We start from the raw sequence: 14,869 nt of genomic DNA on the forward strand, positions 1-14,869 counted from the left end.
CACTATATATAGTATTAATATGTATTTGTAAACACAATATATAGTAGGTGATGAAATGTTAACAGAAACAACAGATTTAAAGAACAGCTTAGAACGTTTAATAAATAGACATCCAGAAGTTGTTCATGAGAATGCAAACAAGGATGCGAATGTCTTTAATACACTGCGTGATTTAACAGCCGGTACTGTCGCAAAATCACTTGGACTTGATATGCTACCGAAACATGTTAAACACGCACATTTAAACGGAGATATTCATTTCCACGATTTAGATTATCATCCTTATATGCCGATGACGAACTGCTGTTTAATTGATATCCCAAATATGCTGGCTCATGGTTTTAAGATTGGTAACGCGAAAGTTGAATCACCAAAATCGATTCAAACTGCTGCAGCTCAGATCGCACAAATTATCGCTAACGTCGCCAGCAGTCAGTATGGTGGGTGCTCAGTGGATCGTATTGATGAAGTGCTAAGTCCTTATGCCGCTTTAAATGCAGAAAAGCATCGTCAAACTGCACAAAAGTATATCCAGCAAGACAAACAGGAACAATATATTCTACAAATGACCGAAAGGGATATCGGTGATGCCATCCAGTCTCTTGAATATGAAATTAATACACTTTATACAAGTAACGGGCAAACACCATTTGTAACTTTCGGCTTTGGATTAGGAACGGATAAATACGGTGTTATGATTCAACGTGCAATATTAAATACACGTATTGCAGGGCTAGGGGCCGATCAAACGACTGCAATATTTCCAAAGCTTGTCTTCAGTTTAAAAGACGGGGTAAATTTAAAGCAGACTGATCCAAATTATGCGATTAAGCAACTGGCTATCGAATGCGCTACAAAACGCATGTATCCTGATGTATTAAATTATCAGGCGTTAACAGAAATGATTGGCGATTTCAAAGCACCGATGGGTTGTCGAAGCTTTCTGAATGCTTACCAGGAAGATGGACACTTTATCAACAATGGCCGTTTCAATCTAGGTGTCGTAACGCTTAACTTACCTCGGATTGCATTATTAAGCAACAACCCGGATACATTTATGACAATGTTGCATCAAAGATTGGATATTGTACGTGATGCTTGTCTTTTTAGAATTAATCGGTTAAAAGATGCGCTCCCACAAAATGCCCCTATACTTTATCAATATGGTGCATTCGGTAAAAGACTACATGCCGACGAAGACATATCAGCATTGTTTAATAATCGTCGTAGCACCATCAGTATTGGCTATATCGGATTATATGAAGTTGGCGCACATTTATTTGAGAAAGACTGGGAACAGAATAAAGATGCTTATGACTTTATATTAAATATATTAAAGACGATAAAATCATACGCTGATAACTTAACCAATCAATACGATATTCAGTTCAGTGTATATGGTACACCAAGTGAATCTCTAACGGACCGCTTCTGTGCACTCGATTTTGAACGCTTTGGACCTGTGGTAAACGTAACCGATAAAGGATATTATACGAATTCATTTCATTTTGATATTCGCAAAAATATTACCCCTTTCGAAAAAATTGATTTTGAAAAAGACTTCGCGCGTTATTCCACAGGCGGATTTATTCATTATTGCGAATACCCTTCGCTTATCCATAACCCTGAAGCGTTAGAAGCAGTATGGGACTATGCTTATTCACGTATCGGTTATCTCGGTACGAATACTCCGATTGATCAATGTTTTGAATGTGGTTATTCTGGTGAATTTCAACCGACTGCTACAGGATATGTCTGTCCTGAGTGTGGAAACAATAATCCTGAAACGACAGATGTGGTCAAACGTACTTGCGGTTATCTCGGACAGCCTTTAAAACGTCCAATGGTAAAAGGACGTCAAATTGAAATTGCCACGCGTGTCAAACATATGTCGACAAGAGATGATTTATTATGACGTATGAAGGTATGGGATATGTTGCCAAAGTTATGAATTGTGTCGTTACAGACGGTACAGGTATGCGTGTGTCTGTCTATGTATCCGGCTGTCACTTTCATTGTCCTGAGTGTTTCAATGCAAGTATCTGGTCATTTAATCATGGAGAACGCATCACAGAACAGAAAATCGAAGAGATATTAACCTTGCTGGATAAAGATTATATCAGCGGACTTTCTTTACTTGGTGGGGAACCGTTAGATAATTTAGCTGTTATTCAACCACTTATTTCAGCATTCAGAAAGAAATTCGGGAATAGAAAAGATATATGGATGTGGTCAGGATATATGATTGAGTATATTCAAAATACACCAGTGCTAGCTGAAGTTTTAAATGATATCGATGTACTTGTTGATGGTCCCTATGTCCATAGCCTATTTCAGCCAAACTTAAAGTTTCGCGGGTCACTTAATCAACGTATCCATTATTTAAACAAAGGTAATATATTACATGAAAAATAAATAATGTTTTTTTATTTATTTAAGATATAATGTATTTAATATTATTTAATAGGAGTTTAACTAATGGATAAATATCAAATTAAAGCACTTGCACTTTCTGTATTAACTGCATCACAATTCGTTCTACCTACAGCTGTACTTGATCATCAAATACCCGAAGCACAAGACGGTGTCGTGAACTTAAAATCAGTCGGTGACGTACTCGTTCATGGTCATGTGGCACGTCATGCACAGACGGCAAATGGTTATGACTTTAATCCAGGATTTGAAGCGGTTAAACCGATGATTGAGAACGCTGATATTGCGATTGCTAATCTTGAGACACCCATCGCTGCAAATGAATTAGGTCTAGGTGATTATCCTACATTTAATTTGCCCCCTGAAGTCGCACAGGCCATTAAAAATGCTGGATTCGATATTGTCTCAAATGCGAATAACCACGCACTTGATCAGGGACAAAAAGGATTGCATATTTCTTTAGATTACTTAGATAAAATGCACTTACCATATGTCGGTGCTTATCGCAGTCAGGAAGATCATGACAAACCACGTATCATCGAAGAAAACGGTGTAAAACTTGGCTTTTTAGCATACACATATGGGACAAATGGGCATGAACCAACTGCTGATTATGATGTGAATTTTATCGACCTTAAAAAAATGAAAAAAGATATCGAAACATTAAAACCACAAGTTGATGGCGTTGTTGTCTCATTACATATGGGCACAGAATATCAGCACCACGAGAATCAAGAGCAACGAGATGTAGCGCAGGCGCTAACGGATTACGGTGCGGATATTGTTCTTGGAGGGCATCCTCACGCTTTAGAACCGATGAAACAGGATAAAGATAGTTTTATCATCTATAGCCAAGGTAATTTCTTTAGTGGACAAGGGCAAATGCAGACACGTCTAGGCGGGATTCTATCTTTAGATATTAAGAAAACTAAAGATGGTGTTGAAGTAGCATCAGGTGAGTTCTTACCGACATACAATGAAGGTGATTATAATGCAGGCGGTTACAAAACTGTACCTTTAATGCAGTCATCACTTGATGCCGGTACGAAACAAACACAGTTTAATTTCATTAATGATTTAATGACAACGTATCCTTCAAAAGTGAAAGTTGTGGAGAATTTATCACATTAAAGTAAAAATACCTTGTATTTTAGGTTAAAAGTATTATAATAACCTTCTACACATAGAAAGAAGGATGAATATGTCACTATCAGTTGAAGAACGTAAAGTTACAAGCACAGAATTATACGCTCATCTAAACGATGCGACGTTATCTATTGCCACAATCGCAGAACATTTTAATTTAACATCTCAGGATATTACAGCAATTTTAAATATGGATAATTCGCAAATGTCTACAATACTTCCAACGAATGAATTTATTCATCTCGTTTGGGATGTTAGAGATTATATCAATGATACACTGAGAACACACGGTATTACGCCAAAAGAATACAGTTATTTAAAAGGTATGAAAACCAATTATTGGTTTTTACAATAATAGAAGAGGGTTGAGACTTATGTCTCACCCTCTTTTTATAACACAATATGCATTATTTTCTTCGTGCAGAAATAATAAGCATCATCGGTCTTCTTAATTCATCTTTCATCTCAGGCACTTCATCTAGTAGCTTTTCACTTGGCTCAGGTTCAGAGATGCCCTTAATCACAAAATCATTATCAATCAGCACACTTAAGTAATGTGAAAGTGTGCGATGATATTTCCTTACTTCTTCCCCAAGAAATTGTGTCTCACGTTCGCCTTCTTTATAATAATTGTCAACCGGCCAGAACAATTTATTGCCTGCCTCATCATAGATCCAGTCCTGACTACCTTCTGCTGTAAATACAGGGTGTTCTACACTAAAGATAAACGTACCGTTAATCGTTAATACTTCCTTCACCTGCTCAACAACATCTTTAAATGACGGTAAATAATGTATTGCTAATGAGCTCATTACTACTTCAAATTCGTGTGGTTCAAAGTCTAATTCATCCATCGACTGATTAATAAAGGTGATTTTATCTGCGTCCGGCTGTGCCTGCGCACGCTCTAACATCTTTTCAGAAATATCGATTCCGACAACTTTTTCTGCGCCTTGTTCTACCGCATATTGACAATGCCAGCCGTAACCACAACCTAAATCCAGCACCGCAGCACCATTTAATTCGGGTAGCATTTCTTTAAAGCTCTCCCATTCACCTGCTGCTTCTAAACCTTTCTTTGAGCGTTCCATCTCGCTATATTTATCGAACAATGACCGATTATCATACATATTATTGTCCATAGGCACTCCTTTAAGTATCTTACTAGCATTTACTTTATCAAAATTATAATCGTTTATAAAGTTTTTTGAATAGTATTTAAAAAAAGAACAAACAATAAAATCATAATGATTTTCAATGTTTGTTCATCAGTTGGTATACAAATTTTTTCACTTTGGCAGTGCACTCTTCTTGTCCTCTGCTGAGTCATTCATCGGTAATGCCTCACTACCGTTTGCTGTATAAATGACAATCTCTAGAGATGACGACTCACTCGTTGGTGATTCGTTTGTAGTATCTGGTTCAACCATTGCTTCCATCTGGACGTTATCCTCAATAGATTGTACGCCATAGTACGCTCTGTTAAAATAAGTGTTTCCTTTTGAGAAATCAGTATAACCGTCTTCTTTTAGTGCTGTATCTTTCGTCGTAATCGCTGAAGCTATTTTACCAAATGACTGAATATATTTATCATTTGCTTTCTTAACTTCTGCATCTACTTTTTTAATTTGAGGCAATGCTTTTGCCGTTTGAACTTTCGCTTCGTATTTGACAACAATATTTTTCACTTTTTTAAGTTGCTGTTCAACATCTTTTTTATTATCGTAAACAGTCATCGTATTAATGACACGATCCATCTCTTTTGAATATTCTCTAACGGTGTCAACATATTCATATTTCGATGTAATAGGTTTTACTTTCGGAATTTTCGAAGCAACTTCTATTGATATTTCTTTTTTGAGTTGCTGAATGTTTTCGTCTGCAATTTGTTTGTGATGTGGTTTAATTTCTTTAGGATTACTTTGTATAAATTCCATTTCAACAGTAGGTGTAGCTTGATGATTCTTAGATGATTGTTTCTGTGTAGATGTGTGTGCAACTTCTTCTTCATGACAGCCTGTGAGTATTAGGGTAATTGTGCACAATGCTATGACCTTCTTCATGCATCCTCCAAAAATATCCTTATGTTTATCAGTACTCACATATTTTAACATAACACAGTCATATTGTAACTAGTTTTGAAGAAACAATTTAACCTCTTTCACAAAATCATCATATTGTTCATATAACAAGCCATGTCCGCTATCTTCATAGATTGATAACTTACTTGCAGGTAGTAGTGCAGCAAGTGCTTCCACTTCTTCGACTGGTACAAGCTCATCATGTCTACCGCTCATCACGAGCGTCTTAACTTCAATCACATCAAGCTTTTGAGGGTTATAATCAACAGTAGAGATAATAACTGCATCTTCTTCTTTTTCAGTCATACCACTTTGTGTATCTTTCATCTTCTTATAATATTTTTTTACAGTTTTAACATCTTTAAACATATAATCTTCCAGCATTGCGTTACGTTCTTTGCGTGACATCGTTCTTAATATATTTGCATATTGATTATGAAATTCACGCTCAGCTTCATAGTAGCTTCTAATCCCTGTACTGATTAATATTAATTTATTTACATAATTTGGATATTTCGAAGCAATTGTTGCTGCGACAGAACCACCGAGTCCAAATCCTAAAAAGTGTGCTTCTTTAATATACAAAAGGTCCAGAACTGTTAATACATCTTCTACATAATCGTCCATATGAATTTCTAACGGTTTATCACTAAATCCATGACCACGCAAATCTATTTTAATAATTTGAAAATTTTTCATAAATGCCGTATCGAAATCATCAAACATTGTTGTGTTCATAAATTGGCCATGTAGCATCACTAGTGGATACCCTTTTCCAATGAGTTCGTAATGAACAGCTACATCATTATTTGTTAGTGCTAGTTCCATCTTCTATCCCTCTAGTCTCTCGTAATTTTTGCAAATTCTAATACATCTGAAGCTTCGTCGTATTTATAATCATTAACGTACTCTACAACTTTAATCGAGCAATGTGCTTTAATCGTTGCATCATCTGCACGCAGTAGATCACAAACTACATTTTCTACACTTGCATTGACTGCATCGATTTCACGTACTGTAAGGATTGATGATTCATCTTTAAAAATTAACTTTTCTCGTTCTGCTTTCACCGTAAGGTCGTCGCATATAATATAGCGAATGTTACTTACTTCAGCGACGGTAATCGTTACGTTTTCTGCATTCAGCTCTTCATCCAGACGCACTGATCCATTAGACTGAAATGTAGTGGCTTTTACTGGCCCCATACCAATAAATGCACCTTTATTTTGAATATCGTTCACTTTTATTCCACGCTTTAAGTCAACCGTCCCTTTATTATCGATTGTGTCGATAACAGATTCATCCTGTACTACAATATAGCCATCTTCACCAATTACAAGTTCATTCGTTTCAAGTGTTCCTTCAATGACTAATTCACCATAAACTTTCAAATAAGGTACATTTAATTTACCTTCAATTTTTAATACACTATCTTTCTCAATGATTAGTTCATTGGCCTCAACACTTGAAGTGACTACTGAATTTCCTTCAACATTGATTGTCTCGAATATACCGCCTGTAACTGTTTCATCTTTCCATACGACATTCATCTATATCGTCTCCTCACCTATAATATTAAATAACTCTGATAAGTCTTCAATTCGATTGTTCATCATTGTTTCACCAGGGGCTTTAAAATAATGATTATCTTTAAATACTGTCTTCATTCCTAAACGGTGGGCCGCTTCGATATCATTTACCGGATGGTCACCAACAAAAATACATTCCTCCGGTTTAACGCCGAGCTTATCACACATCATCATAAATATTTCCGGTTCAGGTTTTCTGTAACCTACCGCCTCTGAAATTAACGTTTCTAAAACATATTTCTCTATACCCAAAACATCGATTATATAACTTTGATGTGATACCTTACCATTTGTAATAATACCTATTTTTAATCCTCTATTTTGAATTCTTGAAATAATATCTTTTAAATCAGGAAAACCTGTCGCAAACTTCGGATAATTTAAATCATAGTCCAGCAGTAAATCCTTCTTTTCGATGTAATGAATATCAAGTTGATTAAGCAATGCTTTGTATACACGATCTTTTTTCACATAACCGTGTTCGTCGTATGCTATAAAATAATTGATATAGTCATTTATTTGTACATGCGTAAAATATTCTCTATATCTTTCAAACTGATCTTCTAAAAATAATCGTAACGAACGTTCTCGATCAAGTAATGTACCATCCAAATCAAATATGATTGCTCTTTCCATCTAAACCCCTCCAGTTAACAATAGTATAGCCTATCTGTTAAAATGAAATCGACTAAAATGACGAGGTGACTTATGAACTGGCAAAAAAGACGTATCATCGACAAAACGGATTATCGTGTCTTTCAAGTCAATACGACAGAATTTTCTTATCAGGCACAAAGTGCTGAATTTTATCAGATTGAGGCTCCACAATGGGTTAATATTATCGCAGAACATACAGATTGTATCGTCATGATCAGGCAGTATCGTATCGGCATAGAAGATTACACACTTGAATTACCTGGCGGCATCGTTGATAGAGACGAACTTCCATTAATTGCTGGTCAAAGAGAACTCAGTGAGGAAACAGGATATATCGGCGAAGCGCAAGTGATTGGCGTTATGCATCCGAACCCAGCTTTATTTACAAATCAATTAACGACACTTTTAGTGACCGGCAGCGAGCAAAGCGGGACTATTTCCCGAGAAATATTTGAAGATATCGAAGTCGTCCTCGTTCCAATTAAAGACTTAAAAACAAAAATAGCGCATGGCGAAATCGCCAATGCGCTTACTTTAGCGAGTTTAATGCAATACTTTAGTTTATAGTATTTCTGTTTTGTTTCATAATAATCCATAGTAATAGCGGCATACCCATTAAACACATCATGATCGATACAGGAATCTGTACCGGATAAAGCATTGCTCTGCCCAGAAAATCTCCCGTTAAGACGAGTAATATTGCAAGAAATAATGTCAGGTTCAGTTTCGTAAAATGATTTCCTTTAAAATTCAGTTTTACAAACGGCGGAATAATCATACCGACAAATCCAATAATACCTGTCATACTAATGAGCACAGCACACATAATACTCGTTGTAATAAGCAAAATATAGATGATTGTATTCGTTCGTAAACCAAGTGCAATCGCTCGGTCTTGTCCTAAACTAAGTATTTCAATTTGCTGCTGTAAAAAATAAATAATCATCATGCCCACAATAGTTAATGGTAATAAAATCATAATATCTTTATAACTTACTGTGTTTATTGAGCCAAACAAATAATTCATGATGTTGGATGACTTCTCCGGAAACATCAGCACTAACACATAAACGAGGCTGGAAAAGAAGAAGTTAATAAACATGCCGATTAGTATCATCCATGTTGTCTGTGAATTAAATTTATGATTTAAGCTGGCAAGGATCACTATCAGTAACGTTATCATACTGAATAGAATACTAAATATCGCTGTCATCGTAATACTAAATCCTAATACGATGGAAAGCGCACTCCCAAAACTTGCACCACTGGCAAGTCCTAACGAAAAACTATCTGCAAGATAATTATTTAATACGGTCTGAAAAACATATCCTGTAATGGAAAGAATGATTCCGACGAGCATACCCGTAATAATTCTTGGCAGTCTAATCTCAAGTAAAATCGTCCTACCCATTGGATCCGTTAAATCTAACCATCCATAATCATCGTAAAAGAGTGATAGCAATGTCACGATAAGAATAAGTGTTAATACGATAATGTTATTTTTCATGTGCGATAGCTTTGGCAATGGTTTCCATACCTTGTGCGATTCTTGGTCCTGGACGTGATACAGTATCCGGATCAACTGCATAGATTTGATTTTGTTTTACCGCTTCAACATGCTTAAATCCATTTCTTGACTTCACTTCTTTGATTAACGCTGCATTTGACAGACCACTCGTAGAGATAATGATATCCGGATTTTTCTTAACGATTGATTCCGTACTCACCGCCTGGTAACCTTCTATACCACTAAATATATTGACTGCACCCAACTGTTTCAGTAAATCATTCATTAATGTATGATTACCACCCGTATAAATGTCAGGATGTGATGAAATTTCCAGAAACACTTTTTTACCTTGGACATCTTTTTTGTATTTAATCGCAGTTTCTTGAATTTGACGTTTAATATCTTTTATCAATGCTTTACCCTCAGCTTCTTTATGTGTCACACTAGCAATTTGTTCTATGCTTTTATATAGCGAATCAAATGAATTAGCATCCTGAACGACGACGACTTTAATACCTTTTGACCTCAACTTTTGTAACGTCTTCTCCTGCGCTTTTTCCATCGATTGATGCGCAAACACAATCGTTGGCTTTGCTTTTAATATCGCTTCATAATCAAGCTTCATTCCGTCAAACTTTTCCTTATCTTTAACCTGTTTAGGATAATCATCTACTGTCGAAACACCGATAATCTCTTTATAAACGCCTAAATCATAAAGGATTTCCGTATTGCTCGGTATTAACGAAATAATACGTTCCTTAGTGTCAGACTGCTGAACCTTGTCTGCCGTATTACAGCCTGAAACGATGAAAAGTACTGTCATCAAGAGTATAAATAACGTTTTCTTCATAAATCCTCCATCCATTCAATTTTGTATAATTATACCATATGCAATATCTTTCTTACAAAATACAAAAACCGAAGAAAACTATAAATCAAAGAGCGATTTATTAGTTTTCTTCGGTTTTTGCTTGTGGCACAACACTTCAGTTCCAGCCTCTAGTTACTACATTTTTTCCGGGCTTGAAACGCCAATCAATGTTAAAGCATTGTGTAATGTAATTCTTGCTGCTTCAATTAACGCAACATGTGCTTTAGATTTTTCTAGGTCGTCTGTTAATACTTTCTCTGCATTATAGAATTTATGGAAATGTGCTGCTAAATCCTGGATATAATTTGTAATGCGGTGTGGTGCACGTGCTTCTGCTGCCTGTTCAATTACCGTTTCAAAATCAGCGATACGCTTCAACAATTCATATGCTTTATCATTTGTAATTAAGCTAAAGTCTGCGTCAGCAGAAGGTGTGATACCATTTTCAGCTGCCTGACGTAAAATCGAACAAATTCTCGCATGTGCATATTGTGCGTAGTAAACTGGATTATCACTTGATTCGCTCTTTGCAAGTTCCATATCGAAATCAAAGTGTGAGTCAGGGCTTCTCATCGTTAAGAAATAACGTGCTGCATCAATGCCAACTTCATCCATGATGTCACGTAATGTAATAGCGTTACCTGTACGCTTACTCATCTTAACTTCCTGGCCATCCTGCAATAAACGTACCATCTGCATCACTTGAATTTCTAAACGTTTAGAGTCTGTGCCGAAAGTTTCAAGAGATGCTTTTAAACGGTTAATATACCCATGATGATCTGCACCGAATAAGTTAATTAACGTATCAAAGCCACGTTCAATCTTATCATAGTGATACGCAATATCCGGCAAGAAGTACGTATAGCTGTCATCTTTTTTAATCAGTACACGGTCTTTATCATCGCCAAACTCAGTTGTACGTAACCAGGTTGCGCCGTCTTCTTCAAATAAATAACCATTTTCACGCATCTTATCTAATGCTTTATCGATTTCTTTATTTTCATAAAGTGAAGTTTCACTGAACCAGTTATCAAAATGAACATTAAACTCAGTTAAATCTTTTTTCAGTTTATCCATTTCATAATCTAGTCCTAGTTTACGGAATGCTTTAATACGCTCATCCTTGTCAGCATCTTTGTATTCCGGATGCTCTACAGCTAACTTTTTACCGATTTCAATAATATCTTTACCATGATAACCATCTTCAGGCAGTTCCATTTCCTGACCTAACGCCTGAAAATAGCGCGCTTCAATAGAATATGCTAAATTCTCAATCTGTTTACCAGCATCATTGATATAGTATTCGCGTAGTACATCATACCCAGCTGCAGATAATACATTGCATAAAGTGTCACCTACTGCCGCATTTCTTGCATGTCCAATATGCAGACTGCCAGTAGGATTCGCTGAAACATACTCAACTAAGATTTTTTCATTTTTAGGTTGCTCTGCTTTACCGAAATCATCTTTTTTATTTAATGCTTCAGTAATAATACCAGTGAGGTATGCATTATCCATATAGAAATTAATAAATCCAGGACCTGCGATATCAATTTTAGTGACATCCGCTTTTTTCACATCTAAATGATCTACGATTGCCTGCGCAATTTCACGTGGATTTTTTTTAGCGAGTTTTGTTAACACCATAGCGATATTTGTTGCATAGTCACCATTTTTAGTGTCTTTTGGAATTTCAATTTTAATTTCCGGTACTTCTGTAACAAGCTCTGCTTTTAAAATCGCCTGTTTAATTTCTTCGATTAATGTTTCTTTTTGCTGTTGTACGATGTTCATTATACTCGCTCCTTATATTCTATATCGTATGTATAACTGCCTAAGACAGTTTGATTATTCACAATTGTATATTGAATGTAAACCTTGCCGGATTGTTCATTGGACTCAATGAACAATTGATTCGTAGTTACTTCCATAACGGTTTTTTGATGCGCCAGGTGATATATATTTTGTGTTGTCTCATATGGGACAAACAGAAAATCTAACGTTAATTGACCTTTTCGATTGATACGCACCCGTTCTTTCTCAATTTTAACACGTACATCGGTCTGGATATCATCAATTGTTTCCTTATACATAATGTATGTATGTGCCTTTTTTATACGTGTGCCTGTAGTATTAAATTCGAAGGTCTCTGTGCCCTCACTATTTGTGATTTGTTGCTTTATATGAATATCTATATTCAAGTTGATCACCCACTAATGATTATAACAAAATTTGCATAAAATTAAAGAAAGCAGGTATAAAAATACCTGCTTTCTTTAGTGTCCTAGCTATTTTTATAGCTACTCATATCTTACTAATGTTAAGCAAAAATTACAACCGAAAATCTACACGATTATTAAAGTCACATTTTTGTCACAAAATTGAAGATATGATGGTGCTCATCTTTTCCGGATACTCGCCGTATCCGGAAAAGTTGAACAATCGTTACATGCCTAACCTAACATTGTTTTTAGTTCTTCACCAGAATTGTTCCACATTTCAGGGTTATGGTGCATTAAGAAGTCTTTTAAGACTGCTTTATTGTCATCACCAATCTGATCTAAAATGAATTTATGTTTCATCGACTTATCCATCATATTGACATGTTCAGCCATCACTTTATAGCCACGTTTACGTTCCTTATTTACTGCCATATAACAAGCAGTAACACCCGCATAATAAGGACCGACTTCTGCACGTTCTGTTGTTACCCATACGAGCCAGTATTCTTTCTGGTCAGGACCTTCTGTTTCAGATTTATCCGTCACCCATTTCACACGCTTTTCAACTTCACTACGCGCATGCATCGCACCGATATCGATAAATGCTTTTTTCTCTGCAACATCAATAAATACTGGTGCCACATTATCTAAGCTAATCGAACCGATATTTGTACCTTTATGTCCGTCAAGCGGATCATTTTTTATAATATTAAACTGAAATTCTGCCATATTATCACCCTATTCTAATTCATTTAATACGTTAATAATTGCACCTCGAATTTCAAGGTCTTCAATATTTAAAATTGTTTCTTTCGGATAGTAAATTTTATAATCTTTCCGCTGAATACCTGTAATACTATTGATTATCACCGACTGCGTACTAATTTCTTTAATCTTGCCAGTAGACGTTATTAAGTGAATAGGTTTACGCGAGTTAATCCCAGGTCTATTATAGTCATATGGCAAGTCACTAAACGAGTCCACGACAAAATAATAATCCGGATCAATGCCCGCTTTCGTAAACAATTCAGTAAGTTCATCTATCGTAAATCGATTTCCATCAAACGGGAGATGTTTAAATAAATCACGGTTAACAAATCTGCGCGATAAATCACTTAATATACTGTCATCTTCATCAATCCACTCCTGTAGATAATAATTTAACACCATTTCATCGAGTCTTAAATATGCATCAACGGACACTTGATTTGATTTAAAGAACGGCACTAAATATTTAGGTGGTTCTTTAAACGCATAGCCTGTCTCATACAACACTTTGGCACGTTTCAGGACACGATTTAATAACACTTCACCACCACGACTGACTGGATGGAAATATACTTGCCAGTACATCTGGTAACGACTCATTAAATAATCTTCTACTGCATGCATACCACTTTCTTTAATCACAACTTCATCCTTTGTCGGACGCATAAGTCTTAATATACGTTCCATATCAAAACTACCATAACTCACACCTGTATAGAAAGCATCGCGTTGCAAATAGTCCATACGATCGGCATCAATCTGCGAACTGATCATCGAAATGACCAGCTTATTATGATGTGTCTTGTTGATTACAGCAGCTACTTCTTTCGGAAATTCAGGAGATACGCGTGACAATACATGATTCACTTCCGTATCTCCTAATATGATCTGCTGTGTGTAAAGCTCGTGATCCGTATTAAATATCTTCTCGAAGCAATGAGAGAACGGACCATGCCCTAAATCATGTAACAGCGCTGCACATAATGCGAGTGGACGATGCTCATTATGCCAATGTTCACGTCCAACAAATATTTCGTCTATCATACGACGTACGATTTCATAAACGCCTAACGAATGATTGAAACGTGAATGTTCAGCTGTATGAAAAGATAAATATAACGTGCCAAGTTGTTTTATTCGACGTAAGCGTTGAAATTCTTTCGTCTTAATTAAATCCCAAATTAACTGATCACGTACATGCACATAGCGATGCACCGGATCTTTGAACACCTTCTCTTCCTGCATCTTCTGGAATTGATAGCCCATAGTGGTTCTCCTTTATTTTTTCATTAGTTAAATTTTATCATAAAGCCTTTAAAATAGAATGATTAACGTCTTTTAAAAATTTTGTAATACAAAAAATTTTCAGAAAGTTATTGACTTATATTTTTAATTAATTTAATATTCAACTTAACAAAAAATTAAATAATTATTTATCAAGAGTGACTGAGGGATTAGGCCCTATGACGTCCAGCAACCTGTCCACATGGAAAAGGTGCCAATTCCTACAGCACAATTGTGCTGAAAGATAAGTAGAGATACTGATGGCTAACGTTTTCCCGTGCAGTACGGGAAAAACGTTTTTTTTGTGA

The 14,869-nt window shown here is 35.9% G+C and carries 16 protein-coding genes and 1 riboswitch; of the genes, 5 read left to right on the forward strand and 11 right to left on the reverse strand.

The annotated features are described in order from the left end of the window. Positions 1–55 precede the first annotated feature (55 nt). The 4 genes from nrdD (at position 56) to BFS35_RS12475 (ending at position 3,934) form a co-directional block, all read left to right on the forward strand. Positions 56–1,915, forward strand: coding sequence for an anaerobic ribonucleoside-triphosphate reductase (gene nrdD / locus BFS35_RS12460; RefSeq protein ID WP_099577118.1), 1,860 nt, complete (start codon positions 56–58; stop codon positions 1,913–1,915). After that, entirely contained in the window at positions 1,912–2,415 is a 504-nt protein-coding gene (gene nrdG, locus BFS35_RS12465; RefSeq protein WP_099577116.1) for an anaerobic ribonucleoside-triphosphate reductase activating protein, read from the forward strand. The genes nrdD and nrdG overlap by 4 nt, the downstream gene beginning before the upstream one ends. Before the next feature lie 63 nt (positions 2,416–2,478). Then, positions 2,479–3,564 (forward strand): CapA family protein, encoded by a 1,086-nt coding sequence (locus tag BFS35_RS12470; RefSeq protein WP_099577114.1) that lies wholly within the window; start codon positions 2,479–2,481, stop codon positions 3,562–3,564. 70 nt (positions 3,565–3,634) lie between these two features. Continuing rightward, positions 3,635–3,934, forward strand: a complete 300-nt coding sequence (locus tag BFS35_RS12475; RefSeq protein ID WP_099577113.1) for a DUF2316 family protein — start codon at positions 3,635–3,637, stop codon at positions 3,932–3,934. A gap of 52 nt (positions 3,935–3,986) precedes the next feature. On the opposite strand, the gene BFS35_RS12480 is transcribed toward BFS35_RS12475, so the two are convergent. The 5 genes from BFS35_RS12480 to BFS35_RS12500 form a co-directional block, all read right to left on the reverse strand. After that, positions 3,987–4,721, reverse strand: coding sequence for a class I SAM-dependent methyltransferase (locus BFS35_RS12480; RefSeq protein ID WP_099577111.1), 735 nt, complete (start codon positions 4,719–4,721; stop codon positions 3,987–3,989). Between the two features lie 147 nt (positions 4,722–4,868). Beyond that, positions 4,869–5,642, reverse strand: a complete 774-nt coding sequence (locus tag BFS35_RS12485; RefSeq protein ID WP_099577109.1) for a hypothetical protein — start codon at positions 5,640–5,642, stop codon at positions 4,869–4,871. A 69-nt stretch (positions 5,643–5,711) separates the two neighbouring features. Further along, positions 5,712–6,488: an alpha/beta fold hydrolase gene (locus tag BFS35_RS12490; protein ID WP_099577107.1), complete on the reverse strand. Its 777-nt coding sequence runs from the start codon at positions 6,486–6,488 to the stop codon at positions 5,712–5,714. Between the two features lie 11 nt (positions 6,489–6,499). Next, positions 6,500–7,210, reverse strand: a complete 711-nt coding sequence (locus BFS35_RS12495; protein ID WP_099577105.1) for a hypothetical protein — start codon at positions 7,208–7,210, stop codon at positions 6,500–6,502. Beyond that, the gene (locus BFS35_RS12500) at positions 7,211–7,885 is read right to left on the reverse strand and encodes an HAD family hydrolase (protein WP_099577103.1); all 675 of its coding nucleotides are present in this window, start codon (positions 7,883–7,885) and stop codon (positions 7,211–7,213) included. A 72-nt stretch (positions 7,886–7,957) separates the two neighbouring features. On the opposite strand from BFS35_RS12500, the gene BFS35_RS12505 reads away from it, so the two are divergent. Then, entirely contained in the window at positions 7,958–8,473 is a 516-nt protein-coding gene (locus BFS35_RS12505; protein ID WP_099577102.1) for an NUDIX hydrolase, read from the forward strand. On the opposite strand, the gene BFS35_RS12510 is transcribed toward BFS35_RS12505, so the two are convergent. The 6 genes from BFS35_RS12510 to BFS35_RS12535 form a co-directional block, all read right to left on the reverse strand. Continuing rightward, entirely contained in the window at positions 8,463–9,413 is a 951-nt protein-coding gene (locus BFS35_RS12510; RefSeq protein ID WP_158554325.1) for a FecCD family ABC transporter permease, read from the reverse strand. The two genes, BFS35_RS12505 and BFS35_RS12510, sit on opposite strands and share 11 nt — an antisense overlap. Then, entirely contained in the window at positions 9,403–10,266 is an 864-nt protein-coding gene (locus tag BFS35_RS12515; RefSeq protein ID WP_099577098.1) for a heme/hemin ABC transporter substrate-binding protein, read from the reverse strand. The genes BFS35_RS12510 and BFS35_RS12515 overlap by 11 nt, the downstream gene beginning before the upstream one ends. A gap of 156 nt (positions 10,267–10,422) precedes the next feature. Then, positions 10,423–12,081, reverse strand: a complete 1,659-nt coding sequence (gene argS, locus BFS35_RS12520) for an arginine--tRNA ligase (protein WP_099577096.1) — start codon at positions 12,079–12,081, stop codon at positions 10,423–10,425. Further along, positions 12,081–12,497, reverse strand: a complete 417-nt coding sequence (locus tag BFS35_RS12525) for a YwiB family protein (RefSeq protein ID WP_099577094.1) — start codon at positions 12,495–12,497, stop codon at positions 12,081–12,083. The genes argS and BFS35_RS12525 overlap by 1 nt, the downstream gene beginning before the upstream one ends. 243 nt (positions 12,498–12,740) lie before the next feature. Further along, positions 12,741–13,238, reverse strand: coding sequence for a YwhD family protein (locus BFS35_RS12530; RefSeq protein ID WP_099577093.1), 498 nt, complete (start codon positions 13,236–13,238; stop codon positions 12,741–12,743). A 9-nt stretch (positions 13,239–13,247) separates the two neighbouring features. Beyond that, positions 13,248–14,543: an HD domain-containing protein gene (locus tag BFS35_RS12535; protein WP_099577091.1), complete on the reverse strand. Its 1,296-nt coding sequence runs from the start codon at positions 14,541–14,543 to the stop codon at positions 13,248–13,250. 164 nt (positions 14,544–14,707) lie between these two features. Beyond that, positions 14,708–14,812: riboswitch (SAM riboswitch) on the forward strand. The last annotated feature ends 57 nt before the right edge of the window (positions 14,813–14,869 follow it).

The organism is Macrococcoides goetzii (assembly GCF_002742385.2).
GTDB classification, from domain to species: Bacteria; Bacillota; Bacilli; order Staphylococcales; family Staphylococcaceae; genus Macrococcoides; species Macrococcoides goetzii.